Source organism: Pseudomonas sp. 05L36 (genome assembly GCF_056398125.1).
In genome coordinates, this window is record NZ_JBFTOU010000026.1 from 1 (window position 1) to 26,606 (window position 26,606).

The window sequence follows — 26,606 nt, forward strand, 5'->3', positions numbered from 1 at the left end:
GCCAAAGGGTTCAGCACCACGCAGGCACTGGTGATCTTGGCCCGCAAACTTGCCCGGATCGTATTTGCACTGCTGAAAGGGCAAGGCGAATACCAACCGAAAGCAGGTTGAGGGGTTCCCCTCAACCATAGAATCTCCCACAGGGGATTTGCTGAGTTTGGGGGGTTACTCGCAGACTTTGGCAATCGCCTCGGCCAGCAAATCCAAACGCGTAGCATCAATACCTGCGACGTTAGCCCGTCCCGAACTGACCATATACACGCTGTGGTTGTCCCGCAGGTTCTTCACTTGCTCAGGCGACAACCCGGTATAGGAGAACATCCCGCGTTGCACGCCAATGTGCGCGAAGCGCTCGCGCAAACCGTGAGGCTCCAGCGCTTCCACCAGACCGCTGCGCAGTTGGGCGATACGCAGGCGCATGGCTTCCACTTCGTCAGCCCAGAGGTTTTTCAGCTCCGGATCAGCGAGGATGGTCGCGACCACGGCCGCCCCGTGATCCGGCGGCGTCGACCACAGGTTGCGGGCAATGTTGGCCAGTTGGCTGCGAATGTCGGTGAGCTTGTCGGCGGTTTTCGCGCAGACAATCAGTGCGCCGGTGCGGTCGCGGTACAGGCCGAAGTTCTTCGAGCAAGAGCTGGTGATCAGCAGTTCCGGCAACTCGGCGGCGAACAGCCGGGTCGACCAGGCATCCTGCTCCAGGCCATCGCCGAATCCTTGATACGCGAAGTCGATCAATGGCAGCAGTTCGCGCTTGCGTACTACCTCCAGCACCCGCTGCCAGTCATCCTGGGACAGGTCGAAACCGGTCGGGTTGTGGCAGCAGGCGTGCAGCAAGACCACGTCACCCTTGGGCGCTTCATTGAGCGCCGCCAGCATGCCGTCGACGTCGAGACGGTTGTCACTGCCCACGTATGGGTAGTGGCTGACCTTGACCTTGGCTGCCGCGAAAATCGTTTCGTGGATCGGCCAGGTCGGGTTGCTCAGCCACACGCCGCGGCCCGGCAGGCATTGGGCGATAAAGTCCGCGCTCAGGCGCAGCGCACCCGTGCCACCCGGTGTCTGGGTGGCGCCGGCGCGTTGTGCGCTGATCAGCTTCGAGTCGGCGCCCAGCACCAGCTCATTGATCGCTTTGCCGAACGCCGGCTCGCCGTGACCGCCGATGTAGGTCTTGGTGGACTGACTGTCCACCAGACGTTGCTCGGCAAGCTTCACCGACTGGAGAATCGGCGTCAGGCCCTGGGCGTCTTTGTAGACGCCCACGCCCAAATCGAACTTGCGCGGGTTCGGGTCCTGCGCGTAGGCCTCCATCAGGCCGAGGATCGGGTCGCCAGGTACTCGACCGATGGCGTCGAAATGCATTATTTGCGGCCCTCGGCGTCCTTCGCCACTTCGTCAGTGCGCGCGGCCATGATGAAGTCGTTGCGGTGCAGACCCTTGATCGAGTGGCTCCACCAGGTCACGGTGACTTTGCCCCACTCGGTCAGCAGGCCCGGGTGATGGCCTTCGGCCTCGGAGATTTCACCGACGGCGTTGGTGAACGCCAGGGCGTGCTTGAAGTTCTTGAACAGGAAGACCTTTTCCAGCTGCATGATGCTGTCACGTACTTCGATGTTCCAGTCCGGGATCTGCTTGATCAGGATCGGCAGTTCTTCGTCGCTGACTTGTGGGGCGTCGGCGCGGCAGGCTTCGCAATGGGCTTGAGTTAATGCGGTCATGATGTGTTCCTGAAATCGAATGTTGGGAAATCGGCCCTCAGTGCTACCACGCTAATCCAAAGCGATGGTTTCTGACAGGCTCACTTGATTCTAAAAGCGGCGGATCACGCGGCTTTTGGTTTTGGCGGAAATTTCGGTGTGTGCAGACCCATCTGCATCGCTTGCTTGACCATGCCCATGATGTCTTCGTGAGCGAGGTCGAACAGACGCTTGAGATTTGGCAACGCGAAGTACAGTGGCTGCAAGATATCGATGCGGTAGGGCGTGCGCATGCATTCCAGCGGATCGAACGCCTGATGCTCAGGCTCGTCCGACAGGCAATACACGGTCTCTTTCGGAGAAGACAGAATGCCGCCGCCGTAGATGCGTTGGCCTTGCGGAGTGTCGACCAGGCCGAATTCGATGGTCATCCAGTACAGGCGCGCCAGGTACACACGTTCCTCCTTGGACGCCTTGAGGCCGAGTTTGCCGTAGGTGTGGGTGAATTCGGCGAACCACGGGTTGGTCAGCAGCGGGCAGTGACCGAAGATCTCGTGGAAAATGTCCGGCTCTTGCAGGTAGTCCAGTTCTTCGCGGGTACGAATGAAGGTCGCCACCGGAAACTGCTTGCTGGCCAGCAATTCGAAAAAGGTCTGGAAGGGAATCAGTGCGGGAACCCGGGCAACTTGCCAGCCGGTGGTTTCACCGAGGACCTTGTTGATTTCGCCGAGTTGAGGAATGCGGTCGTGGGGCAGACCGAGTTTTTCGATACCGTCCAGGTACTCCTGGCACGCACGCCCTTCGATCACTTTCAGTTGGCGAGTGATCAGCGTGTTCCACACCGCGTGTTCTTCGGCGGGGTAGTCGATAAAACCTTGCGCATCGGGCTCGCGAGCCACGTATTGCGTCTGCTTCATGCTGCTCTCCTGCTAGGGGATTTCGTTCTTGTTATGTACTGCTATGGACCTAGAAATACCCCAAGGATTGCACTGTTGCAGCAAGTGTCCGGCGTCATGCGTAGGAAAATTCCCCGATAATCGTAAAGTTTTCGTTACGTATTGGTCGTGATCGCGCAGTTATTGAGATTTCACGGTTTGAAAAATGCTTTGCCTGTCACATAATCTTGACGACTATCTGAGCGCCCACGCAGAAAAATCCCTGCCATTGGCCTCGTCCTTCACTGTTTGGGCCTTTATATGCGTATCAAAGTCCACTGCCAGAACCGCATCGGCATCCTGCGCGACATTCTCAATCTGCTGGTGGAGTACGGGATCAACGTGGCCCGCGGTGAGGTGGGTGGTGAGCATGGCAACGCCATCTACCTGCATTGCCCGAACCTGATCAACATTCAGTTCCAGGCCTTGCGTCCGAAGTTCGAAGCGATTGCCGGGGTGTTTGGCGTCAAGCGTGTAGGGCTGATGCCCAGCGAGCGTCGGCACATGGAGCTCAACGCTCTGCTCGGTGCGCTGGAGTTTCCGGTGCTGTCGATCGACATGGGCGGTTCCATCGTCGCGGCCAACCGGGCAGCGGCGCAGTTGCTCGGGGTGCGGGTCGACGAAGTGCCGGGGATTCCCCTGTCGCGCTACGCCGAGGATTTCGATTTGCCGGAACTGGTGCGCGCCAACAAGTCGCGGATCAACGGGCTGCGGGTCAAGGTCAAGGGTGACGTGTTCCTGGCCGACATCGCGCCGCTGCAATCGGAGCATGACGACAGCGAAGCCATGGCCGGTGCGGTGCTGACATTGCACCGCGCCGATCGGGTGGGCGAGCGCATCTACAACGTGCGCAAGCAGGAATTGCGTGGCTTCGACAGCATCTTCCAAAGCTCGAAAGTCATGGCTGCCGTAGTGCGCGAAGCGCGGCGCATGGCGCCACTCGATGCACCGCTATTGATAGAAGGCGAAACCGGCACCGGCAAAGAATTGTTGGCGCGGGCCTGCCATCTGGCCAGTCCTCGTGGGCAGTCGCCATTGATGGCGCTCAACTGCGCCGGCCTGCCCGAGTCCATGGCCGAGACGGAATTGTTCGGTTACGGCCCCGGTGCCTTCGAAGGGGCGCGGGCAGAAGGCAAGCTCGGGCTGCTGGAGCTGACGGCGGGCGGTACGCTGTTTCTCGATGGCGTCGGGGAAATGAGCCCGCGCTTGCAGGTGAAGTTGCTGCGCTTCCTGCAGGACGGTTGCTTCCGTCGTGTAGGCAGTGATGAAGAGGTCTACCTTGACGTGCGAGTGATCTGCGCGACCCAGGTCGACCTGTCCGAATTGTGCGCTCGCGGTGAGTTCCGCCAGGACCTCTATCACCGCTTGAATGTCTTGTCGCTGCACATCCCGCCGCTGCGCGAATGCCTCGACGGCTTGACGCCGCTGGTGGAGCACTTCCTCGATCAGGCCAGCCGGCAGATTGGTTGCCCGCTGCCCAAACTCGCCCCGGCGGCCATGGAGCGTCTCAGTCACTACCATTGGCCGGGTAACGTGCGGCAACTGGAGAACGTGCTGTTCCAGGCGGTTTCCCTGTGCGACGGCGGGACGGTCAAGGCCGAGCACATTCGTTTGCCGGACTATGGTGTGCGTCAGCCCCTTGGCGATTTTTCGCTGGAGGGTGGGTTGGACGAGATCGTCGGGCGTTTCGAGAAGGCGGTGCTGGAGCGGCTGTATTCCGAGCATCCGAGCAGCCGGCAGCTGGGCAAGCGGTTGGGGGTTTCGCATACCACCATTGCCAACAAGTTGCGTGAATATGAGGTGGGCAAGACTGAGTCATAGCTGAGGCCTGCTGCGTTTGTGCTGGCCTCATCGCGAGCAAGCTCGCTCCCACAGTGGTTCATCGGCGGACACACAATCTGTGATCACCAGTGACCCAGTGGGAGCGAGCTTGCTCGCGATGGCGGTTGTGGCCGTTGCCCACGGTCACACCTTGCCACCCACTGGCATGACACCGCCGGTTTTTCGTCTCTGATACAAATCACAAATCCCCTCTGAATCCCCAAAGTCCCCTGTTTGCCGGGCCTGGCGCCGCCAAAAACAAGTTGGTCTGCAAATTGCTTATGGCTCAGCAGTACAGCAGTGGGCGGCAAACGTCCGGCAGGCAGAGGAAAGAGTGTGGACAAGTACCTTTATGTGGCAATGACCGGCGCCAGCCAGAATGCACTGGCGCAAAAGGCGCATGCCAACAACCTCGCGAACATCTCCACCAACGGCTTCCAGAAAGACCTGGAGCAAGCTCGTTCAATGCCGGTGTTCGGTGACAGCTTTCCGGCGCGTGCGTTTGCCATGTCCGAACGCCCGGCCACCGATTTCTCCCCTGGCTCACTGGTGGAAACCGGCCGCGACCTCGACGTTGCCGTGCAAGGCAACGGCTGGATTGCCGTACAGAATCCCGATGGCGGTGAAAGCTATGTGCGCACCGGCAGCCTGAACGTTGACGCCCTGGGCGTGCTGCGCGCCGGCAACGGCATGCCGGTCATGGGCAATGGCGGGCCGATTGCGGTGCCGCCGGAGCAGCAGATCGAAGTCGGCGAGGACGGCACCATCAGCATCCGTGCGATGGGCGAAGGTCCCCGGGTGATGGCTGAAGTCGACCGCATCAAGCTGGTCAACCCGGACCTCAAGAACATGACCAAGGGCCTGGATGGTTCGATCCACACCAAGGACGGCGCGCCTGCGCAGGCCGATGCCGGCGTCAAGCTGGTGTCCGGGTTCCTCGAGTCGAGCAACGTCAATGCCGTGGAAGAGATGACCTCGGTTCTGGCTTTGTCCAAGCAGTTCGAGCTGCACATCAAGATGATGAACACCGCCAAAGACGATGACCAGGCCATGGCTCGGGTCTTGCAGATCAGCTAATTACCAGAACGTCGCGCCGTAAAACAGGCGCACGAGGAGAATCGAATGCTTCCGGCTCTATGGGTTGCCAAGACAGGCCTGTCCGCCCAGGACACCAACCTGACCACCATTTCCAACAACCTGGCCAACGTGTCGACCACGGGTTTCAAACGTGACCGCGCCGAGTTCCAGGACCTGCTCTACCAGATCAAGCGCCAGCCAGGCGCCCAGTCGACCCAGGACAGCGAACTGCCTTCGGGTCTGCAACTGGGTACCGGTGTGCGCATCGTCGGCACCCAGAAAAACTTCACCGCCGGCAGCCTGCAAACCACCGAGCAGCCACTGGACATGGCCATCGACGGTCGCGGTTTCTTCCAGATCCTGCAACCGGACGGCACCACGTCCTACACCCGTGACGGTACCTTCCACCTGGACTCCAACGGCCAGATCGTCAACGCCAGCGGCTTTGCCCTGGAGCCGGCGATTGTCATTCCGAACGACGCGCAGACCTTCACGGTCGGTCGCGACGGCACCGTGTCCATCACCATTGCCGGCAACCCGGCTGCCCAGGTGATCGGCAACCTGCAAACCGCCGACTTCATCAACCCGGCCGGCCTGCAGGCAGTAGGCAACAACCTGTTCCTGGAAACCGCCGCCAGTGGCGCGCCGCAAGTCGGCACTCCGGGCCTGAACGGTTTCGGCACCACGCTGCAGAACACCCTGGAAACGTCCAACGTCAGCACCGTTGAGGAGATGGTCAACATGATCACCACCCAGCGCGCCTACGAGATGAACTCCAAGGTGATCTCCACCGCCGACCAGATGCTCTCGTTCGTAACGCAGAATCTGTAATCAAGTCTATGTGCGGCCATGAGGCTGCCTGCAACACCGTGAGGTAGGGTCATGAATCGCTATGTATCTGTTCTGGCACTGAGTGGGATCACCGCGCTCGCAGGTTGCGTGCCTGCGACGCCCAAGCCCAATGACCCTTACTACGCGCCGGTGTTGCCGCGTACGCCATTACCGGCGGCGGCGAACAACGGCTCGATCTATCAGGCCGGTTTCGAACAGAACCTCTACAGTGACCGCAAGGCGTTCCGGATCGGTGACATCATCACCATCACCCTGAACGAAAGGACCCAGGCCAGCAAAAACGCCAACTCGCAAATTGGCAAGAACAGTAAGGCCAGCATCGGCCTGACCTCGCTGTTCGGCTCCACGCCCAACACCAACAATCCGTTTGGCAGTGGTGACCTGAGTCTGGACGCCAGCTATGAAGGCGACCGCGCGACCAAGGGCGACAGCAAGGCAGCCCAGGGCAACACCCTGACCGGCTCGATCACCGTGACCGTCGCCGACGTGTTGCCCAACGGCATCATCGCGGTACGCGGCGAGAAGTGGATGACCCTCAACACCGGCGATGAACTGGTGCGGATTGCCGGCCTTGTTCGCGCCGATGACATCTCTACCGACAACACCGTGTCGTCGACCCGTGTCGCCGATGCGCGCATCACCTACTCGGGCACCGGTTCGTTCGCCGATGCGAGTCAGCCAGGCTGGTTCGACCGTTTCTTCCTCAGTCCGCTGTTCCCTTTCTAGGTGGTCCGTTTGAATCTTAAACACCTCATGGTGGCCGCCTTGATGCTGTCCGCCGCGTTCAACGCGCACGCCGAGCGCCTGAAGGACATCGCCAGCATTTCCGGCGTGCGTTCCAACCAGTTGATCGGTTACGGCCTGGTGGTCGGGCTTAACGGCACCGGTGACCAGACGACGCAAACCCCGTTCACCCTGCAGACCTTCAACAACATGCTCTCGCAGTTCGGCATCAAGGTGCCGCCGGGTTCGGGCAACGTGCAGTTGAAGAACGTCGCGGCGGTGTCGATCAGTGCCGATTTGCCGGCGTTCGCCAAGCCGGGGCAGCAGGTCGACATCACCGTTTCGTCCATCGGTAACTCCAAGAGCTTGCGCGGCGGCACCTTGCTGCTGACACCGCTCAAGGGTATCGACGGCAATGTCTATGCGGTGGCTCAGGGCAACCTGGTAGTCGGTGGTTTCGATGCGGAAGGTCGCGACGGCTCGAAGATCACCGTCAACGTTCCGTCGGCCGGTCGCATCCCCGGTGGTGCCTCGGTGGAGCGTGCGGTGCCGAGCGGTTTCAACCAGGGCAACAGCCTGACGCTGAACCTCAACCGTTCCGACTTCACCACCGCCAAGCGCATCGTCGACAAGATCAACGACATGCTCGGCCCTGGCGTGGCCCAGGCCATCGACGGCGGTTCGATTCGCGTCACCGCGCCGCTCGATCCAAGTCAGCGTGTCGACTACCTGTCGATCCTGGAAAACCTTGAAGTCGATCCGGGCCAGGCGGTCGCGAAAGTCATCATCAACTCCCGTACCGGCACCATCGTGATCGGCCAGAACGTCAAGGTTTCCCCGGCCGCCGTGACCCACGGCAGTCTGACCGTGACCATCACCGAAGACCCGATCGTCAGCCAGCCCGGCCCTCTGTCCAATGGCACGACAGCAGTTGTGCCGCGTTCGAAGGTCAACGCCCAGCAGGAAGCCAAGCCGATGTTCAAGTTCGGCCCAGGCACCACCCTCGACGAGATCGTGCGGGCGGTGAACCAGGTCGGCGCGGCACCGGGAGACTTGATGGCCATCCTCGAAGCGCTGAAGCAGGCCGGCGCCCTGCAAGCCGACCTGATCGTGATCTGAGGACGGCCATCGTGGATATGCGCAAGAGCGGTCTGGTCAGCAGCAGCGATTCGGGCTCCTATTCGGACCTCAATCGTCTGAATCAGCTCAAGGTCGGCGACAAGAACAGCGACGGCAACATGCGCAAGGTGGCGCAGGAGTTCGAATCGCTGTTCCTCGGGGAAATGCTCAAGTCGATGCGCTCGGCCACCGAAGCATTGGGTCAGGACAATCCGATGAACACCCCGGCGGCCAAGCAGTACCAGGAAATGTACGACCAGCAGCTGGCCGTTTCCATGTCCCGCGAGGGCGGTGGTATCGGCCTGGCGGACGTGCTGATGCGCCAGATGTCGAAGAACAAACCCATGGCGCCGGGCGAGGCCGCCGCCGCGTCGGCTGCCAGGCAAGAAGCGGCGAAAGCGGCTGCACAAACGCCGCTGGCGGCTGGCACGGTTGCGCTCAACGGGCCGTTGTCGCGGGTCAACGGCCAGCGTCCGTTGTGGGCCTCGCGCTCGGTCCATGCCCAGCAAGAGGCGGGCGAGGGCGCTCATCGCAATGACATGGTGCTGATCAATCAGCGGCGCCTGGCATTGCCGCCGAAGCTGGCTGATCGTCTGTTGGCCGGGCTGGTGCCTTCGGCGACGACCGCCACTGCAACAGCCAACGCAACCCAATTGCCGCAGCGCACGACCACCACCGGTACCGGTCCGTTGTACAACGGCGACTGGCTGGCGAATGCGCAGCAGGCTTCCACTGGAGGCATGCAGATTTACGGTCGCGCCATGGCGCAGATTCCTCTGGCGCCACCGAAGAAGGCTTTCAGCTCCGCCGACGATTTCGTCAACACCATGTTGCCGATGGCCAAGGACGCGGCGGCCCGGATCGGTGTCGATCCACGTTACCTGGTGGCCCAGGCGGCCCTGGAAACGGGTTGGGGCAAGTCGGTCATGCGCCAGCAGGACGGCAGCAGCAGCCACAACCTGTTCGGCATCAAGGCCGGCAACAGCTGGCAGGGCAATTCGGCGCGGGCGATCACCAGCGAATTCCGCAACGGGCAGATGGTCAAGGAGACGGCCGAGTTCCGCTCCTACGATTCCTACAAGGACAGTTTCCATGACCTTGTGACTTTGCTGCAGACCAATAATCGCTATCAAGATGTCGTGAAGTCGGCCGATAACCCAGAACAGTTTGTACGCGAGTTGCAGAAGGCCGGTTACGCAACCGACCCGGACTACGCAAGCAAGATTTCGCAGATAGCCAAGCAGATGACGAGTTACCAGAACTACGCTGCGGCGGGCGTTTCCACCACGCCTTTATAGGCACAAGGTATAAGGTCTGAACCATGAGTTTGCTCAATATCGGGATGTCGGGGCTGAGTGCTGGCCATAACTCGTTGGTGACGACCGGCAACAACATTGCCAACGTCGACACCGCCGGGTACTCGCGCCAGCAATCTGTGCAGAGCACCAAAGGCTCGATTCAGTACGGCAACGTGTTCATCGGTACCGGCACAACGCTGGCCGATGTGCGTCGCGTGTATAACTCGTATCTCGATTCGCAGCTGCGTACCGCTACCTCGCTCGACAGCGAAGCTACGTCGTACAACGCACAGGCCACGCCGCTGGACGCCACGCTTTCCGATTCCAACACCGGGCTGACCGGTGTGCTGCAAAAATTCTTCACCTCGATGCAAGGCGTTTCGACCTCGGCCACCGACGACACGTCCCGCCAGTCGGTGCTGACCGGTGCCCAGGCCTTGTCCGCCCGCTTCAATTCGATTGCCAAGCAGTTGAACGACCAGAACACCAACCTGAACGGCAGCCTGGGCGACATGGCGGACCAGGTGAACAAGCTGTCCACCACGATTGCCACGCTTAACCAGAAGATTTCCGAGCTCTCCACCGGCACCAACCAGCCAAACGACCTGCTGGACTCGCGCAACGAAGCCGTGCGCCAACTGTCCGAGCTGGTCGGTACCCAGGTGGTCGAGCGCGGCAACAGCTACGACGTCTACATCGGCAGCGGCCAGCCACTGGTGGTCGGCAACACCACCAATACACTGCAAACCGTGCCAGGCAAGGACGATCCATCGCGCATGGCGCTACAGCTCAACCGTGGCTCCAGCACCATCGACGTCACCTCGGTGGTCAGCGGCGGTGAAATCGGCGGCCTGTTGACGTATCGCAAGGAAGTCCTCGACCCTTCGCTCAATGAGCTGGGGCGCGTGGCACTGGTGGTGGCCGACCAGATCAACAGCCAGCAGGCGCAAGGCATCGACAAGAACGGTGATTTCGGCGCGGCGATCTTCAACAACATCAACAGTGCCGCACTGGTCAGCCAGCGCAGCATTGCGGCGGCGGGCAACAGTGCCGGCTCCGGCAACCTGGATGTCACCATCAAGGATACCGGCAAGCTGACCACCAGCGACTATCAGGTGGCGTTCACCAGCGCCACCAACTACACCGTCAAGCGCTCGGACGGCACCGACATGGGCGCGTTCAGCACCACGACGACCCCGGCTCCGGTAATCGACGGTTTCAGCCTGAACCTGAACGGCGGTGCGCTGAGCGCCGGCGATTCGTTCAAGGTGACGCCGACCCGTGGCGCGGCGGCCGGTATCCAGACCGTGCTCACCGACCCGAAAAAAATCGCTGCCGCAGCCCCTTTGACCGGCGTGACCACTGCCAACAACACCGGCACCTACACCCAGCCGACGCTGACCAGCACCCTCGACATCTACAACCCGGCGGCCCAGGCGGAAATGCAGACCGCGCTCAAGAACTCGACGCCGGTCAAACTGGTGTTCGGCGCGGCCAGCGGCGGTAGCCAGAGCTACAACATGGTCGATGCCAAGGGCAATTCGATCGGCACCGGCACCATCGTTCCCGGCCAGAGCAACACCCTGAACCTGAAAGTGGGCATGCTCGATGCCAGCGGTGCTCCGGTCATGGACACCAGCGTCACGCCAGCCGTGCAGAAGACCTTCACCGTGCAGACCACGGTCGGCGCCACGCCAGCCAGCGGCGAAAGCTTCACCATCAACCTGACGGGCGCGGCGTCTTCGGACAACCGCAACGCTCAGGCGCTGGTCGGACTGCAAACCAGACAGACCGTAGACACCGGCACGGCGAGCAAGGGCATCAGCCTGACCGATGCCTACAACAAACTGGTGACCAACGTCGGCGCCAAGGCTGCCCAGGGCAAGTCCGACAGCGACGCCACCACGGCGATCCTGGACAACGCCAAAGGGGCACGGGATTCGAACTCCGGGGTCGACCTGGATGAAGAAACCGGCAACCTGGTCAAGTACCAGCAGTACTACACCGCGTCTTCGCAGATCATCAAGGCTGCGCAGGAAATTTTCACCACGCTGATCAACAGCCTTTAAGGAGTCGTAATTCATGCGCATTTCCACCGCCCAGTATTACGAAATCACCGCTGCCAACTACCAGCGCAACTTCAACAAGGCCATCGCGACCAGCAACGAAATCAGCAGCCAGATCCGCGTCAACACTGCCGCCGATGATCCGATCGGTGCCGGTCGTTTGCTGCAACTGGGTCAGCAGAGCGCGATGCTTGATCAGTACGGCACCAACATCAACACCACCAAGAGTGCGTTGAGCCTGCAGGAAACGACGCTCGACTCCATCGGTACCGCTTTGCAGCGCGCCAAGGAACTGGCCCTCGCCGCCAGCAATGGCATTGCCACCGACGCGGACCGCAAGGCCTATGCGTCGGAGCTGGGGCAGATACAGCAACAAGTGCTGGGCCTGATGAACTCCAGGGATGCCAACGGCAACTACGTGTTCTCCGGTTCGAAAACCGACACCGCGCCTTACTCGCAAAACTCGGACGGCACCTACAGCTACAACGGTGACCAGACCAGCATCGACCTTGGCATTGGCGATGGCATGACGGTCGGGACCAACACCACTGGCTGGAATGCGTTCCAGCAGACCATCAACACCAGTCGCACCCAGACCACCATGACCGCTCCGGCGGTGGATGATGGTCGCGTGGTGCTGTCCAACGGTACGGTCGGCACCAGCTCCACCTACAACGCGAAGTTCACTGGCGGCCAGCCCTACACCGTCAGTTTCCTCAGCAGCACCCAGTTGCAGATCACCGACTCGCTGGGCAACGACGTGACCGCCGAAGCCAGTCAGAACGGTCTGGTCAGTAACTCCAATGGCGCCAACCAGACGGTCAGTTTCCGTGGCGTCGACCTGAAGTTGAACATCAACCTCAAAACCGGTGATACCAATCCGGATGCGGTGATCGCCGGCCACAGTTTCAATCTGTCTTCCTCGTCGGACACCTTCAACACCTCACGCAGCGCCGGTAACCCGTCGACCGCGGTCATCACCGGTTCCACCGTGACCAACCCGACGGATTACACCAACGCCTTCCCGTCGGGCGGGGCGATCCTCAAGTTCACCAGTGCCAGCAATTTCGACCTGTATGCCGCGCCGATCACCGCCGACAGCAAACCGGTTTCGTCGGGCACAGTGGCGGGCGGCAACGCCACCGCAGCAGGCGTGACCTTTGCCCTGGGCGGTGGCGCCCCGGCGTCCGGCGACCAGTTCGTGATTCAGTCCAACAACCATCAGACCCAGAACGTGCTCGACACTCTCGGACAGATGATCACCGCGTTGAACACGCCGATCGATGGCGACCCGGTGGCCAAGCAGAAGTTGCTGGGCACCATGGAGTCGGGAATGGGCAACATCGACAGTGCGGCCAACCAGATCGGCTCGGCCATCACCACGATCGGTGCCCGCGGTCAGGCACTGGATAACCAGACCGCGACCAACGAGAGCCTGACCCTGGCGAACAGCGCCAGCCAGAAGTCGATTCGCGATTCGGACCCGGCTGAAGTCATGACTCGCCTGACCTTGCAGCAGACCATGTTGCAGGCGGCGCAGTTGGCGTTCAGCAAGATTTCTCAACTGGGCCTGTTCAACAAGATATGACCGTGGTCGGGCGCGCAGGCGCCCGATGGTCGTGCCCCTTCAGTATTTATCGTCTTTTTTGCGGTAACCAAGGGCTCGCTTTTCAGGGCGGGCTCGCGCCGCCTGTGAGCCCGCCGTGAATTCACTTCCGCTTGTCAGCCTGGTCATTCCCGCCTTCAATCCACGCTTTTTCGGTCGTGCCTTGCACACGGCTGTGAACCAGAGCTACGGCAACCTGGAGATCATCGTTTGCGATGACAGTCGCGGGCATGAGATCGAAGAGATCGTGGCTTCGGTGGTCGAGCAGGGCGCGACCGTACGTTATGTGCGAAATCCGCGAACCCTGGGGCTGGTGGGTAATCTGCAAGCCTGCCTGGAAGTGGCGCAAGGCGAGTACATCAAGTTTCTGTGTGATGACGATCAGTTGTTCTCGGCCTGCATCGAGCGTCAGGCCCAGGTGCTGATCGACTGTGCTGACGTCAATCTGGTCGTGGCCCAGCGTCTGCTCTGGGATGCCGACGACATGCCGCTGCCGTCGCGCCTGGAAAACACTCCGCTTTCCCCGGTGGGCGGGGTGTTCAAGGGCGAGGACCTGCTGGCGATCTTCGAAAACTTCCCGGTCAACATTCTCGGTGGCTTCAGCAACGCGATGTTCCGGCGGGCTGACGTGCTCGAACTGTTCCCGGCACTGACGCAGCCCGGCCATTGTTTCGTCGCGACCCTCGATTTTGCCTTGTACGTCTGCCTGATGCGGCGCGGCAATCTGGCGGTGTCCAATCATGTGCTCGGCGTCGAGCGCCTGTACCCCGAGCGTCTGAGCGGCCAGCAGTCGATGAAAGACGCGGCCGAAACCGAGCGGCAATGGCTGTCGCAGATGCTCAAGGCTCGTGGCGGCGAATCTGCGCCGGCCCAGGGTTGGGTGCGCTATGTGCCACTGACCAAAGTGGACGAGTCACCGCGGGTTTGGGAAGAGTTGCCGCTGAGCCGGACCCTGGGCACCAAGCAGACCACCCAGGATTGGCATGTCGGCATCGCCAGTGTCAGTTTCGCGCAACTGTATGCCCAGTGGCTGGCGTGCCGCACGCTCACCGACGGTCAGCGCGAGTTGCTGGCGGATACATTGGAGGCTTGGTCAACCCGACCCAAAATCGTTCCGGTCATCATCGATGAGCAAGGCAGCCGTTCGGCGCTGGAACTCACCCTGCAATCGCTGGCGGATCAGGATTACGCCCCTGAACTGACACTGGTGCTGTCGGCATCCTGCGCTGAGGCCGCGCTGGATGAGCGTGTGTTCCGCTTGCCGCTGCAGGACGATTGGCAGCAGCAGATCAACGCCCTGTTACCACAACTGGAAGGCACTGGCTGGTTCTATCTGCTGCGTGCCGGTGATCGTCTGGTGGCGCCGGCCTTGTTGGTCATGGCTGAACGAATTGCGTTGTCGCGCACGCTGACCTGCCTGTACAGCGACGAAGGTGGCTTGCATCAGGGGGAGTCGGCCGAGCCTGCATTCAAGCCAGACTTCAACCTGGACCTGATGCGCAGCTATCCCTACGTGGGGCGAGCGCTGGCGTTCGAGCGCGAGCAATTCCTGGCGCTGGGCGGGTTCGATTCGGTGTACGGCGAACTGGCGCCACACGATATGTTGTGGCGAATGGTCGAGAGTGCTGGCACGCATGTGGTCGGGCACATTTCAGAGGTGTTGCTGGAGTCGGCGTTCGACCTGGCCAAATGGCTGTCGCTGCCGCAAGTGATGGACACCAATCCGCGGTTACTCGAGGCACACTTGCAGCGCCTGGGTGTCGCCCACGACATTCGTGAGGGCAGTTCGGCGCTGCTCAATCGAGTCGACTATCAGCATGCTGATCGGCCGCTGGTGTCGATCGTGATCGTCAGCAAGGACCAGACCCTGGCATTGCAACGTTGTGTCGAGAGTCTGCTGGAGAAAACCGCCTACGGCGAATACGAGTTGCTGTTGGTGGACAACGGCAGCGAGAGCGTCGAGGCGTTCGACTGGTTCGCCGGCATGGCGCAATTGGGCAGCGGGCGGATCCGGGTACTGCGCTGCGAGTTGCAGGGTAATGCGGCGGCGCGTAATTTCGCCGCGCAGCAGGCCGCTGGCGAGTACGTGCTGATGCTCAACCCCTACACGGTGATAACCCAAGGTGAATGGCTGGGCGAGCTGCTCAATCATGCGCAACGTCCGGAAGTCGGCGTGGTAGGCGCCAAGCTGTTCAACCCCGATGGCCGCGTGCTGCATGCCGGCCTGATACTCGGGTTGCAAGGGCCGGCTGGCGTGCCGTTCCATGGTGAGTCGCTGCAGGCGGCGGGGTACATGTACCGCTTGCAGGTCGCTCACAATTTCAGTGCCGTCGGCGGCGATTGCCTGATGGTGCGCAAGTCTGTCTTTGATGCAGTCGGTGGCCTGGATGAGCAGGGCCTGGCGCAGTCCCTCAATGAGGTGGATCTGTGTTTGCGGGTTGGCCAGGAAGGTTATCTGGTGGTCTGGACGCCTCACGCGCAACTGGCGTTGGGCGCGCAGCCGGCGGTGGTTGCGCGAGAGGGTGACCAGGCTCGAAGCGAGCAGGAGCAGGAAGTTTTCTATAAGCGCTGGCTGCCGATCGTGGCCCGTGATCCGGCCTACAACACCAACCTGGCGTTGCAGGGATTGGGCGGGGCAAGCTTCAGTCTCGAGCCCGGCCTGCGATCCGGTTGGAGCCCGTTTTCCAGGGCGCAGCTGCCGAAGATTCTCGCGTTGCCGGTCAATGCGTCTGCCATCGGCCATTACCGGGTCACGCAACCGTTGATCGAGCTGGAGGCCGCCGGCAGGGCGCACGGGCGCATTCATTACAACCTGCCGACCATCATCGAAGTCGAGCGCCATTCGCCTGACGTGATCATCCTGCAGGGGCGCTATTCCGAAGGTCCGATCAACGAAATCCCGAGCCTGCAAAAATACTCCAGTGCGCGGCGTATCTATGAGCTGGATGACTTCGTGATCAACGTCCCGCACCGCAATGCGCATATCCGCAATATGCCGGGCAAGGATGAAATGGAAAAACTGGTGCGGCGCGCCATCGGCATGTGCGATCGCGTGGTGGTCTCCACCGAGCCGCTGGGTAACGCGCTGTCGGATATGCATCAGGACATTCGCGTGGTGCCCAACATGTTGGCGTCGCACTTGTGGACCGACCTGCGCAGTCAGCGCAGAACCTCGAAAAAGCCCCGGGTCGGCTGGGGCGGCGGCACCAGCCACCACGGTGACCTGGCAGTGATCGCCGATGTGGTTCGCGAACTGGCCAATGAAGTCGACTGGGTCTTCTTCGGCATGTGCCCGGACGATTTGCGCCCGTACATGCATGAGTTTCACGGGGTGATCGGGCTGGATGTGTACCCGGCCAAACTGGCCAGCCTGAACCTGGATCTGGCATTGGCGCCGTTGGAATTCCACATCTTCAACGACTGCAAGAGCAACCTGCGCCTGCTGGAGTATGGCGCTTGCGGTTACCCGGTAATTTGCACCGACACCGAAGCCTATCGCGGCTACCTGCCGTGCACCCGGATCAAGACCAACTCCACGGATGAATGGCTGCAAGCGATCCGCATGCACCTGGACGATCCGGACGCCAGCTATCGCATGGGCGATGAGTTGCGCGAGATCGTGCTGCGTGACTACGTGCTGCGCGGCGACAATTTGCGCTACTGGGAAAATGGCTGGCTGGCGGACTGACCGTTCGCGCATCGATCCCGACCAGGCAGGCGACGTTGAGTCGCCTGCCTTTTTTTTTGCTTGGACCGGTTTAGGCATGGCCTCCTGTGGGAGCTGGCCTGCCAGCGAAGGTCGTCAACGATAACGCGGCAAACATGAATAAACGCGGTCCCCTGTAGGAGCCGGCTTGCTGGCGATGGTCGCCTACGATAACGCGCAAAGCCTGAATAAACGCAGTCCCCTGTAGGAGCTGGCTTGCCAGCGATGGTCGCGAACGATAACGCGGGTAACATGGATAAACGCAGCGCACTCGACTCCATCGCCAGCAAGCCGGCTCCTACAGTCCCCCCCGCAGCGCATCGCCCGGTAGCGGATTGAAAGAGCTGGCGCGTTTCCTGCAAGTCCCCCTTATATCGCCATAAAACGAGCACTTCCGGTGAGTCCGGATGCGCCCTGAACGGCGGCAGGTTTAACCCGGATGGCCCGCAAAAGCTTGATACAGCTTGGCTGAGCCCTGCGACGAACAAGAGAGGAAGGGGATGAAGGCAGTTATTTTGGCGGGTGGCCTGGGTACGCGGATCAGCGAGGAGTCGCACCTCAAGCCCAAGCCGATGATCGAGGTCGGCGGCAAGCCAATTCTCTGGCACATCATGAAGCAGTACTCCGCTCACGGAATCCACGATTTCGTGATCTGCCTTGGCTACAAGGGCTATGCGATCAAGGACTTCTTCGCCAATTACTTTCTGCACACCTCCGACGTCACGTTCGACATGTGCAACAACCGCATGGATGTTCACCAGAACTACAGCGAGCCATGGCGCGTCACGCTGATCGACACCGGCGAAGAGACCATGACCGGCGGCCGTTTGCGCCGCGCCCGACGCTACCTCGAAGACGAACAGGCGTTCTGTTTTACCTATGGCGACGGCGTGTCGGACCTCAACATTGGCGCGTTGGTGGATTTCCATCTGCAGCACGGAAAACTGGCGACCGTCACCGCGGTACAACCACCCGGCCGCTACGGCGCGCTCAATCGCGATGGTGACAAGGTCCTGGGTTTCACCGAAAAACCTCGCGGCGATGGTGGCTGGATCAATGGCGGGTTCTTCGTCCTGTCGCCCAAGGTGCTGCCGTTGATCGACGGCGACGAGACCTCTTGGGAGTCCGGGCCGCTGGATGGTCTGGCCGAGCGCGGCGAACTCATGGCGTTCCAGCACGACGGTTTCTGGCAACCGATGGACACCCTGCGTGACAAAAACCACCTCGAGGCGTTGTGGCAGAGCGGGGAGGCCCCATGGAAGCAATGGGACTGAGCCCGCAATTCTGGCGCGGCAAGCGGGTGCTGGTCACCGGCCACACCGGTTTCAAGGGCAGTTGGCTGACGTTGTGGCTGCAAAGCCTGGGTGCCGAAGTCAGCGGGTTTTCCCTCGATCCGTCCACCGAGCCGAGCCTGTTCGAACTGGCCCGCGTTCACGAAGGCATCAATGATCAGCGCGGCGACTTGCGTGACCTCGGTGCTTTGCTGGAACTGATCGCCGAGACCCGGCCGGAAATCGTCCTGCACCTGGCGGCACAGCCGCTGGTGCGCGAAGGTTATCGCGACCCGTTGGGCACGTACTCCAGCAATGTCATGGGGACGCTCAACCTGCTCGAAGCGATCCGCCAGGTCGGCGGCGTGCGTGCTTGTGTGCTGGTGACCACCGACAAGGTCTACGCCAATCAGGAATGGCTGTGGCCGTACCGCGAAAACGAAGCGTTGGGCGGTCACGATCCCTACAGCAGCAGCAAGGCTTGCTGCGAATTGCTGGCGCAATCCTATGCCGCCTCGTTCTTTGCGCCGCAAAAGCACGCCGAGCACGGTCTGGCGCTGGCCACGGCCCGTGCCGGCAACGTACTCGGTGGTGGCGATTTCGCCCCGGAGCGGTTGATTCCCGACGTGCTGCGGGCGTGGTCGGCGGATGAGCCGGTGACCTTGCGCTATCCGCAGGCGGTGCGCCCATGGCAGCACGCGCTGGAACCGCTGGCCGGCTATCTGCAACTGGCGGCCGGTCTGTTTGAGCAGGGCCCGCAATTCGCTGGTGCGTGGAATTTCGGTCCCGGCGAAGCGGACATGTGCAGCGTCGGTGAAGTGGTCGAACTGCTCGCTAGCCGCTGGCCGCAGGCACGCGGGCTGCGCATCGAACCGAGCGATTTGCATGAGGCCGGCCTGCTGCGCCTGGACAGCAGCCGCGCCCGTCAATTGCTCGGCTGGCAACCGCGCTGGTCGTTGCAGCAGTGCCTGACCCAGACCCTGGATTGGCATCTGGCGTGGCAGAACGGCGATGACATGCGCGCCATCAGCCTGGCGCAATTGAACCTGTACCGAGGCGCGCTGTGAGTGAATTTCTGCTGAAGGCGTTGCCGCTGAGCGGTTTGTTCAGCGTGCAGCACAAACGCTTCGAGGACGAGCGCGGGCACTTTTCCCGGTTGTTTTGCGAAGGCAGCCTCGGTGCGTTTGGCCAGGCGTTTCATATCCGCCAGATCAATCACTCCTGCACCCGCGAACGCGGCAGCGTGCGTGGCCTGCATTACCAGAATGCCCGTGCGCCGGAAGCCAAATTGATCACCTGCCTGCGCGGTGAAGTCTGGGATGTCGCGGTGGATCTGCGTCCAGATTCCGAGACCTTCCTGCACTGGCACGCCGAACACCTGCGTGCCGGCGATGGCCGCAGCCTGTTGATTCCGGCCGGGTTCGCCCACGGCTTCCAGACCCTGAGCGCCGACGCCGAGCTGCTTTACCTGCACAGCAACGACTACACGCCGGAACACGAAGGCGGGTTGTCGGTGCTCGATCCACGGCTGGCGATTGCCTGGCCGTTGCCTGTCAATAATCTGTCGGTGCGCGATGCGAGTCATCGGGCGCTCGATGAACACTTTGCCGGAGTGCGTCTATGAACTGCCGTGGTTGCGCCACTGCGCTGACCCTGCCGCTGATCGACCTGGGCACCTCGCCACCATCCAACGCTTATGTGCGTGTCGACCAGCTGGAGCAGGCCGAACAATGGGTGCCACTGAAGGTTGCCGTGTGCCAGCAATGCTGGCTGGTGCAAACCGAGGATTACACCAGCGCCGACAGCCTGTTCGATGCCGAGTACGCCTATTTCAGTTCGTTCTCCAGCACCTGGCTGGCCCATGCCGAGCGCTATGTGGCCGAGATGGTCGAGCGCTTCGGCCTGAGCGCCGACAGCCGTGTGGTGGAAGTCGCGGCCAACGACGGTTACCTGTTGCAGTACGTGGCCGGGCGCGGCATCCCTTGCCTGGGCGTCGAGCCGACCCGCAGCACCGCGCAAGCGGCGCGGGAAAAAGGCCTGGAGATTCGTGAACTGTTTTTCGGTCGCGACACCGCCGCGCAGTTGAAAAGCGCAGGCTGGGGCGCCGACCTGATGGCTGCCAACAACGTGCTGGCGCATGTGCCGGACATCAATGATTTTCTCGGCGGTTTCGCGACCCTGCTCAAGCCGACGGGCGTGGCGACCTTCGAGTTCCCGCAGTTGCTGACCCTGATGGCCGGCCAGCAGTTCGACACGCTGTACCACGAACATTATTCCTACCTGTCGCTGACCGCTGTGCAGACCTTGTGCGAGCGCAATGGCCTGCAAGTGTTCGACGTCAGTCAGCTCTCGACCCATGGCGGTTCGTTGCGGGTGTTCGTCCAGCGGCTGGATGGCGAGCGTCGCGAAGTGCAACCGGCGGTCCGGCAACAATTGCAGGCGGAACTCGCCGCCGGGGTGAAAACCTCTGGGTTCTACGCGACCCTGGCGCCCGCCGCCGAGCGCATCAAGCATGACCTGCTGCGCTTCCTGTTGCAGGCCAAGGCCGATGGCAAGCGCGTGGTCGGCTACGGCGCCGCCGCCAAGGGCAATACCTTGCTCAACTACGCCGGGGTCAAGCCGGACCTGCTGGCCTGGGTGGCCGATGCCAATCCGCACAAGCAAGGCAAATACCTGCCCGGTAGCCGCATTCCGATCGTGTCGCCGGCACAGATCGACATCGAAAAACCGGACTACGTGCTGGTACTGCCGTGGAACCTGCTGGATGAGATCACCCAGGCCTTTGCCGGCATTCGTGCATGGGACGGTCGTTTTGTCATTGCCATTCCCGAGTTGATCATTCGATGAGCCGAATTCATTACACCAAACCCAGTGTCGGTGAGCTGGAAGCTGACTACGTACTCGATGCCGTCCGCCATGGTTGGGGAGAGCGCTGCTACGAATACCTGACGCGCTTCGAAAAGTCCTTTGCCGAGCACGTGGGTGCGACGTACGCGATTGCAACGTCCAGTTGCACCGGCGCGCTGCACATGGGCATGGCGGCGCTGGGCATCGGTGCCGGCGATGAAGTGATCCTCGCCGATACCAACTGGATCGCCTCGGCCGCGCCCATCACCTATCTGGGCGCGACGCCGGTGTTCGTCGACGTGCTGGCCGACAGCTGGTGCCTCGACCCGCAGCAGGTTCGCCAGGCGATCACCCCACGAACCAAAGCGATTCTGGCGGTGCACCTCTACGGCAATCTCTGCGACATGGATGCGTTGCTGGCCATCGGTCGCGAGTTTGGCCTGCCGGTCATCGAAGACGCCGCCGAGGCGATTGGCTCGCAGTGGCGCGGTCAGGCCGCCGGTTCCCTGGGCGCGTTCGGCGCGTTTTCCTTTCATGGCACCAAGACCATGACCACCGGCGAAGGCGGCATCTTCGTGACGTCGGACAAGGTTCTGTATGACCGTGTGCTGACCCTGTCCAACCATGGCCGCGTGGCCGGCAGCAGCAAACAGTTCTGGCCGGATTTCCTCGGTTTCAAATACAAGATGAGCAACCTGCAAGCCGCCGTCGGTTGCGCGCAGGTCGAGCGGATCGACGAGTTGATCGAGCGCAAGCGTGCGATCTTCGCCAACTACGCCGGCGCCCTGGCTGCATTGCCGGGCTTGTCCATGAACCCTGAACCGGAACACGCGCGCAACGGTTACTGGATGCCTACCGTGGTCTTTGACCGCGAGCTGGGGATCACGCGGGACATGTTGAGCGCCGCCTTCCAGGCCGCCGATATCGACGCGCGGGTGTTCTTCTGGCCGCTGTCGTCCTTGCCGATGTTCAGCCAACTGACGGCCGACTCACCCGTGGCGCATGCGCTGCCGGAACGCGCGATCAATCTGCCGAGTTACCACGACATGACCGATGACGATCAGCACCGGGTCATCGAGGTGCTGCGCGCGCTGGTACTCAAAAGGACCCGGCTATGAAGGTTTACCTGCTGGGGGCGGCCAATCCTGAAGCGGTACGGATGATCCTCACCCTGCAACGCAGCCAGCCGGACGTGCGGTTCGCCTTTCTCGATAACGATCCGGCGAAACAAGGCACGCTGTTTCATGGCGTGCCGGTGGTGGGTGGCACCGATAAGGTGGCCGAGCTGAAAGGCCCCGACACACGCTTTGTCAATTTGATCACTGGCAGCACGGCGCTGCGTTACCGGACCACCTGCGAGATCGTCGAGGCCGGTGGCAGCCTGGGTAACTTCATCCACCCGGGCATCGATCTGACGATGATCACGATGGGCGTCGGCACGTATCTGCAAGAGGGCGTGATCATGCAGGCGCAAGTCAGCCTGGGTGACAACACCAGTATCAGCGCCGGCAGCGTGGTCGGGCATGAAGGGCAGATCGGCCATTCGGTGTTCATGGCGCCGGGCGTCTGCATTGCCGGTTGTGTCGAGATCGGTGACGGCACCTTTATCGGCACCAACGCCACGATCCTGCCGCGATTGCGCATCGGTCGTTGGGTCACCATCGGTGCGGGCGCCGTGGTGACCAGAGACGTTCCAGACTATGCGGTTGTGGTGGGCAGCCCCGCCAGGACCATCAAGACCAATCCTGCTTCCTTTCAAGACGGTCGGGTTTTCAAGTAACCACCGCGACTAATTTCCGGAGAGTCTGTAATGAATCCTCATGAGCAGTTTCGTGAAGAAGTAAAAGACAACATCGAAGGCCTGCAACAGGACAAAGCCTTGCAAGCCACGTCGCTGGATTGGGTTGGCACGACCGCCAGACATAAGTACACCTACAACTTCAGCTGGATGGGCCGCCCGATCATTCAGTTCCCCCAGGACATGGTCGCCATGCAGGAGATCATCTGGGCGCTGCGGCCGGACATCATCGTCGAGACCGGTATCGCCCACGGCGGCTCGCTGGTGTTTTACGCCTCGATGCTGGAACTGATCGGCCACGGCGAAGTGCTGGGCGTCGACATCGATATCCGCCAGCACAACCGTGAGGCAATCGAAGCGCACCCGATGAGCAAGCGGATCCGGATGATCCAGGGTTCGAGTATCGATCCGGCGATTGTCGAACAGGTTCGCCAGCGCGTCGAAGGCAAGAAAGTGCTGGTGGTTCTGGACTCCAACCACACCCACGAGCATGTGCTTGAAGAACTGCGGGCCTATGCGCCGATGACCTCGGTAGGCAGTTACTGCGTGGTGATGGATACCGTGGTGGAAGACATGCCCGAAGACGCCTTCCCGGACCGCCCGTGGGGCAAGGGCGACAACCCGAAAACTGCGGTATGGGCCTATCTGGAAGAAAACCGCGATTTTGAAATCGACCAGGCCATTCACAGCAAGCTGCTGATCACCGTCGCGCCGGATGGCTATTTGCGTCGCGTGCGGTAATCGACAAGACATCGTTGGGTTTTTTCGGCGATACGCCGTTGTGGGGAAAGGTATGCAAGGCAAGAACAATTCTGGACACGGGTTGGCACTCAACGAACAGTTGACCGTGGTGCTGATGTCTCACGAGCGGCCGGCATTTTTGCGCCGGGCGGCACGTTTCTACAGTGGCTTGCCTTGCAGGATTCTGGTGCTGGACTCTTCGACCGAAGGCCAGCCAAGCCTGTCCGGGCAGTTTGAAAATGTGGATTACCAGCATGTCCCGCAGTTTGGCTACTGGGGCGTTCGCGCCAAGCTGGCTTTTGGCGTGGAGCAAGTGACCACGCCGTTCATGGTGTTCGCCGCCGACGATGACTTCCATGTACATGACGCCCTGCGCGCCGCCGTGGCATTCATGGAGGCCAATCCCGATTACGGCCTGTGCCACGGCTACAGCATGATGTACCTGTCGCAACCCAACAGCGTCAGCTACTTTCGGCGTGACAAGAAGGTCTGCGAGGACTATTCGTCCGAGAATGCCGAGGAGCGTGTACTGGATTACATGCACCAGTACCTGCCGCCTTTCTATGCCGTACAGCGTACCGACCTGGTACGTGACTGGTATCAGGTGATGCCTCAGGATACGTCCTTCCAATGGCAGGAAATCGGTCACACGTATTACATGCTGGCGCGGGGCAAGGCGCGGATTCTGCCGATCCCGTATGTCGTGCGGGAGATGAACTACGGGTATTCGGACCACAACACCGAGATCTTCCACACGCTGGCTCATACCGATGCCAAGACGGTCGCCGAGCGTGAAGCCTTTGCCGCGTTCCTCTTCGGGCTGCCGACTCAAGTTCAAGGCGAGAACCCGGAGCAAGGCAAACAGTTCGCGCTGCAAAGTTTTGAAGCCCTGGCCGATAGCTTGCGCACCGGTCGCGCACTGACCACCGAGCTGATTATCGAGTCCGCCTGGACGAGCGTCGAGAAAGGCCCGGAGCGCCGTTTCGGCCCTAAGCAATACGTCGAAATGCCGTTCTACAATCAGCAGTTTTTCGATCAGTTGACCCAGTTCGAATTCCTGTTGCACGCCATGCCGGCCGGTCGCGTTCAGTTGGCAGGCCTGGAGGGTATCTGGACCCGCCAGCAGAGCCTGATGCTGGCGCGTAACAATGACACGCCGGAAAGTGTGGTCGACCGTTTGTGGCAGGCCCACGACAGTAATGTGTTCAACCGCACGGTGGTCAAGCGTCTGGTGGCTCAGCTGGAACTGCTGGGCGAAGAAGAAGAGGCGCAGCCCCTGAACGACTGGGCTGCACGTCTTGACGCGGTGTCGGTCGAGGGCAACGGTGCGACGTTCGACAAGATGCTCTCCGGTCGTTTGCTCAAGTGGCTTGCGCCCCGTCAGCCCGATGCACTTGAGGCTGAGTCGATCGCCCAACACCTGGCGGCCAACGACGGTGGTCCACAGTTCGGGATCTTCCTGCTGGACCTGGATAACGATATCGACAAGCTGCAAGTCTCTCTCGACAGCCTGCTCGAAGGTCACAGCAAGGCGTTCAGGATTGTGGTCTTCACCACCGGTGAAGCACCGGCGGCGACCACGGCGCAGAACACCCTGCACTTTGTCCGGGTCACGCAAAGCAACTACGTCGACAAACTGAACCAGAGTGCTCGTCAATCGACGTGCGACTGGCTGCTGCTGGCTGAAGCCGGCGACGAGTTCACTGCCGGTGGCCTGTTGCGTGCCAGCCTGGAATTGCTGGTCGCCGCAGACTGCCGCGCCGTCGCCACCGACGAAATCCTGCGCACCGCCGAAGGCGCACTGGTGGACGTGTTCCGCCCTGGCTTCAATCTTGACTTGCTGCAAAGCCTGCCGGCCTTGATGGCGCGTCACTGGCTGATCCGCCGGGAAGTGTTCATTGAAGTCGGCGGCTACCAGCCTGACTTCAGCAAGGCCCTGGAATTCGACCTGCTGCTGCGCATCATCGAGCAGGGTGGCCTCAACGGGCTGGCCCACCTGGACGAGCCGTTGCTGATCAGCCAGGCACCGGTGCTGGAAGAAAACGCCGATGAGCGCCTGGCGTTGATGCGTCACCTGGGCAATCGTGGCTACAAGGCCAAGGTCACTTCGACGGTGCCGGGTACTTATCAGATCGACTACCGCCACACCGAGCGCCCGCTGGTGTCGATCATCCTGCCGGCCGGGGATGACCTGGCGGCCCTGCAACAGTGCCTGCAAGCGGTCTTGCTGCGTACCCGCTACATCCAGTACGAAGTGCTGATCGCGCTCAACCCCAATCAGTCGGCCGAGGTCAACGATTGGCTGGGTACTTACCAGCATCCGAAAGTCAGCGTGCTGCGTGCCGACCAGACCCTCAGCGACGCGGCGTTGTACAACGCGGCCAGCCAGCAGGCGCAGGGCGAGTACCTGGTGCTGTTGGCCGCCGACAGTGAAGTGGTCAACCCGAACTGGCTTGAGTCGCTGCTCAATCACGCCCAGCGTCCGGAAGTCGGCGTGGTCGGTCCCAAGTTGATCGACCGCGACGGCAAGGTCACCCAGGCCGGGCTGATTCTCGGCATGAACGGTGGTGTGGGCTCAGCCTTTGTCGGGGAAAAACACGACGCCGAAGGTTACCTGCACCGGTTGGCCCTGGAGCAGAACTACTCGGCGGTGTCGAAGGTGTGCCTGATGGTGCGCAAAGCGTTGTTCGACGAGCTGGACGGTCTCGATAGCGTGACCTTCGCCGACGGCTTGAGCGACGTCGATCTGTGCTTGCGGGCCGGTCAGGCCGGTTACCTCACCGTGTGGACGCCGCTGGTACAGGTCATTCATTCGGGTGCAGTGCCACAGGCGCCGCAGGCCCTCGATGCGCTGCGTCACAAGTGGGCGCCAGCCTTTGCCCAGGACCAGGCCTATAACGCCAACCTGGCCTTGAGCGGCAAGGGCTTTGCCCTGGGCGAAAGTGCTTCGGTGAACTGGGTGCAGATGCTCGGTTAGGCCCGGCGAAAAGGTATAAGGGATTCAAGGCATGTTCAACGGTAATTCGATTTTCATCGCAGGCCGGACCGGTTC

General features: G+C 61.3%; 20 protein-coding genes and 1 pseudogene. 18 read left to right on the top strand and 3 right to left on the bottom strand.

The features are described 5' to 3' along the window. Nucleotides 1-111: pseudogene (locus tag AC1DKH_RS23805) on the top strand (IS110 family transposase); the annotation flags it as partial. A 54-nt stretch (nt 112-165) separates the two neighbouring features. On the opposite strand, the gene AC1DKH_RS23810 reads toward AC1DKH_RS23805, so the two are convergent. The 3 genes from AC1DKH_RS23810 to phhA form a co-directional block, all read right to left on the bottom strand. Further along, nucleotides 166-1,359 (bottom strand): amino acid aminotransferase, encoded by a 1,194-nt coding sequence (locus AC1DKH_RS23810; protein WP_477799482.1) that lies wholly within the window; start codon nt 1,357-1,359, stop codon nt 166-168. Further along, nucleotides 1,359-1,715 carry a 4a-hydroxytetrahydrobiopterin dehydratase gene (locus AC1DKH_RS23815; protein WP_046037728.1) on the bottom strand — a complete coding sequence of 119 codons (357 nt, stop codon included), beginning with the start codon at nt 1,713-1,715 and terminating at the stop codon, nt 1,359-1,361. The genes AC1DKH_RS23810 and AC1DKH_RS23815 overlap by 1 nt, the downstream gene beginning before the upstream one ends. 104 nt (nt 1,716-1,819) lie before the next feature. Continuing rightward, nucleotides 1,820-2,611 (bottom strand): phenylalanine 4-monooxygenase, encoded by a 792-nt coding sequence (gene phhA / locus AC1DKH_RS23820; RefSeq protein WP_104449926.1) that lies wholly within the window; start codon nt 2,609-2,611, stop codon nt 1,820-1,822. A 279-nt stretch (nt 2,612-2,890) separates the two neighbouring features. Here phhA and AC1DKH_RS23825 point away from each other — a divergent pair, with 279 nt between their 5' ends. The 17 genes from AC1DKH_RS23825 to AC1DKH_RS23905 all read left to right on the top strand — a co-directional run bounded on the left by AC1DKH_RS23825 (nt 2,891) and on the right by AC1DKH_RS23905 (nt 26,531). Next, nucleotides 2,891-4,450 carry a sigma-54-dependent phenylalanine hydroxylase transcriptional regulator PhhR gene (locus tag AC1DKH_RS23825; RefSeq protein WP_008021363.1) on the top strand — a complete coding sequence of 520 codons (1,560 nt, stop codon included), beginning with the start codon at nt 2,891-2,893 and terminating at the stop codon, nt 4,448-4,450. 336 nt (nt 4,451-4,786) lie between these two features. Beyond that, the gene (locus AC1DKH_RS23830; protein ID WP_477762542.1) at nt 4,787-5,527 is read left to right on the top strand and encodes a flagellar basal body rod protein FlgF; all 741 of its coding nucleotides are present in this window, start codon (nt 4,787-4,789) and stop codon (nt 5,525-5,527) included. A 45-nt stretch (nt 5,528-5,572) separates the two neighbouring features. Beyond that, nucleotides 5,573-6,358 carry a flagellar basal-body rod protein FlgG gene (gene flgG / locus AC1DKH_RS23835; RefSeq protein WP_015096282.1) on the top strand — a complete coding sequence of 262 codons (786 nt, stop codon included), beginning with the start codon at nt 5,573-5,575 and terminating at the stop codon, nt 6,356-6,358. Between the two features lie 51 nt (nt 6,359-6,409). Beyond that, on the top strand, nt 6,410-7,105 hold the full coding sequence (gene flgH, locus AC1DKH_RS23840; RefSeq protein WP_223547427.1) for a flagellar basal body L-ring protein FlgH: 696 nt from the start codon (nt 6,410-6,412) through the stop codon (nt 7,103-7,105). 27 nt (nt 7,106-7,132) lie between these two features. Next, nucleotides 7,133-8,221: a flagellar basal body P-ring protein FlgI gene (locus AC1DKH_RS23845; protein ID WP_477799522.1), complete on the top strand. Its 1,089-nt coding sequence runs from the start codon at nt 7,133-7,135 to the stop codon at nt 8,219-8,221. 11 nt (nt 8,222-8,232) lie between these two features. Continuing rightward, nucleotides 8,233-9,519 (top strand): flagellar assembly peptidoglycan hydrolase FlgJ, encoded by a 1,287-nt coding sequence (gene flgJ / locus AC1DKH_RS23850; protein WP_477799483.1) that lies wholly within the window; start codon nt 8,233-8,235, stop codon nt 9,517-9,519. Nucleotides 9,520-9,542: 23 nt separating this feature from the next. Further along, nucleotides 9,543-11,588 carry a flagellar hook-associated protein FlgK gene (gene flgK / locus AC1DKH_RS23855; RefSeq protein ID WP_477799484.1) on the top strand — a complete coding sequence of 682 codons (2,046 nt, stop codon included), beginning with the start codon at nt 9,543-9,545 and terminating at the stop codon, nt 11,586-11,588. 13 nt (nt 11,589-11,601) lie between these two features. Further along, nucleotides 11,602-13,173, top strand: coding sequence for a flagellar hook-associated protein 3 (locus AC1DKH_RS23860; RefSeq protein ID WP_477799485.1), 1,572 nt, complete (start codon nt 11,602-11,604; stop codon nt 13,171-13,173). A 115-nt stretch (nt 13,174-13,288) separates the two neighbouring features. Further along, complete coding sequence (locus tag AC1DKH_RS23865; RefSeq protein ID WP_477799486.1) at nt 13,289-16,879, top strand: glycosyltransferase; 3,591 nt, start codon at nt 13,289-13,291, stop codon at nt 16,877-16,879. Between the two features lie 518 nt (nt 16,880-17,397). Then, the gene (gene rfbF, locus AC1DKH_RS23870; protein ID WP_477762537.1) at nt 17,398-18,171 is read left to right on the top strand and encodes a glucose-1-phosphate cytidylyltransferase; all 774 of its coding nucleotides are present in this window, start codon (nt 17,398-17,400) and stop codon (nt 18,169-18,171) included. After that, a complete protein-coding gene (rfbG, locus tag AC1DKH_RS23875; RefSeq protein WP_477799487.1) occupies nt 18,153-19,235 on the top strand; it encodes a CDP-glucose 4,6-dehydratase in 1,083 nt (360 codons plus the stop codon). Before rfbF ends, rfbG begins: the two co-directional genes overlap by 19 nt. Continuing rightward, complete coding sequence (locus AC1DKH_RS23880) at nt 19,232-19,792, top strand: dTDP-4-dehydrorhamnose 3,5-epimerase family protein (protein WP_477799488.1); 561 nt, start codon at nt 19,232-19,234, stop codon at nt 19,790-19,792. The genes rfbG and AC1DKH_RS23880 overlap by 4 nt, the downstream gene beginning before the upstream one ends. Further along, nucleotides 19,789-21,015, top strand: coding sequence for a methyltransferase domain-containing protein (locus tag AC1DKH_RS23885; RefSeq protein ID WP_477799489.1), 1,227 nt, complete (start codon nt 19,789-19,791; stop codon nt 21,013-21,015). The genes AC1DKH_RS23880 and AC1DKH_RS23885 overlap by 4 nt, the downstream gene beginning before the upstream one ends. Beyond that, on the top strand, nt 21,012-22,133 hold the full coding sequence (locus tag AC1DKH_RS23890; RefSeq protein WP_477799490.1) for a DegT/DnrJ/EryC1/StrS family aminotransferase: 1,122 nt from the start codon (nt 21,012-21,014) through the stop codon (nt 22,131-22,133). The genes AC1DKH_RS23885 and AC1DKH_RS23890 overlap by 4 nt, the downstream gene beginning before the upstream one ends. Beyond that, complete coding sequence (locus tag AC1DKH_RS23895) at nt 22,130-22,795, top strand: acetyltransferase (RefSeq protein WP_477799491.1); 666 nt, start codon at nt 22,130-22,132, stop codon at nt 22,793-22,795. Before AC1DKH_RS23890 ends, AC1DKH_RS23895 begins: the two co-directional genes overlap by 4 nt. Before the next feature lie 30 nt (nt 22,796-22,825). Continuing rightward, entirely contained in the window at nt 22,826-23,554 is a 729-nt protein-coding gene (locus AC1DKH_RS23900; protein ID WP_477799492.1) for a cephalosporin hydroxylase family protein, read from the top strand. A gap of 52 nt (nt 23,555-23,606) precedes the next feature. Next, nucleotides 23,607-26,531: a TIGR00180 family glycosyltransferase gene (locus AC1DKH_RS23905; protein WP_477799493.1), complete on the top strand. Its 2,925-nt coding sequence runs from the start codon at nt 23,607-23,609 to the stop codon at nt 26,529-26,531. Nucleotides 26,532-26,606 lie beyond the last annotated feature (75 nt).

Coding starts and splice junctions, on each gene's coding strand:
- flgK (WP_477799484.1), top strand. CDS start 9,543: ATGAGTTTGCTCAATATCGGGATGTCGGGGCTGAGTGCTGGCCATAAC.
- AC1DKH_RS23810 (WP_477799482.1), bottom strand. CDS start 1,359: ATGCATTTCGACGCCATCGGTCGAGTACCTGGCGACCCGATCCTCGGC.
- AC1DKH_RS23905 (WP_477799493.1), top strand. CDS start 23,607: ATGCAAGGCAAGAACAATTCTGGACACGGGTTGGCACTCAACGAACAG.
- AC1DKH_RS23860 (WP_477799485.1), top strand. CDS start 11,602: ATGCGCATTTCCACCGCCCAGTATTACGAAATCACCGCTGCCAACTAC.
- AC1DKH_RS23825 (WP_008021363.1), top strand. CDS start 2,891: ATGCGTATCAAAGTCCACTGCCAGAACCGCATCGGCATCCTGCGCGAC.
- rfbF (WP_477762537.1), top strand. CDS start 17,398: ATGAAGGCAGTTATTTTGGCGGGTGGCCTGGGTACGCGGATCAGCGAG.
- AC1DKH_RS23815 (WP_046037728.1), bottom strand. CDS start 1,715: ATGACCGCATTAACTCAAGCCCATTGCGAAGCCTGCCGCGCCGACGCC.
- AC1DKH_RS23895 (WP_477799491.1), top strand. CDS start 22,130: ATGAAGGTTTACCTGCTGGGGGCGGCCAATCCTGAAGCGGTACGGATG.
- AC1DKH_RS23885 (WP_477799489.1), top strand. CDS start 19,789: ATGAACTGCCGTGGTTGCGCCACTGCGCTGACCCTGCCGCTGATCGAC.
- AC1DKH_RS23900 (WP_477799492.1), top strand. CDS start 22,826: ATGAATCCTCATGAGCAGTTTCGTGAAGAAGTAAAAGACAACATCGAA.
- AC1DKH_RS23845 (WP_477799522.1), top strand. CDS start 7,133: ATGGTGGCCGCCTTGATGCTGTCCGCCGCGTTCAACGCGCACGCCGAG.
- phhA (WP_104449926.1), bottom strand. CDS start 2,611: ATGAAGCAGACGCAATACGTGGCTCGCGAGCCCGATGCGCAAGGTTTT.
- rfbG (WP_477799487.1), top strand. CDS start 18,153: ATGGAAGCAATGGGACTGAGCCCGCAATTCTGGCGCGGCAAGCGGGTG.
- flgH (WP_223547427.1), top strand. CDS start 6,410: ATGAATCGCTATGTATCTGTTCTGGCACTGAGTGGGATCACCGCGCTC.
- flgG (WP_015096282.1), top strand. CDS start 5,573: ATGCTTCCGGCTCTATGGGTTGCCAAGACAGGCCTGTCCGCCCAGGAC.
- AC1DKH_RS23890 (WP_477799490.1), top strand. CDS start 21,012: ATGAGCCGAATTCATTACACCAAACCCAGTGTCGGTGAGCTGGAAGCT.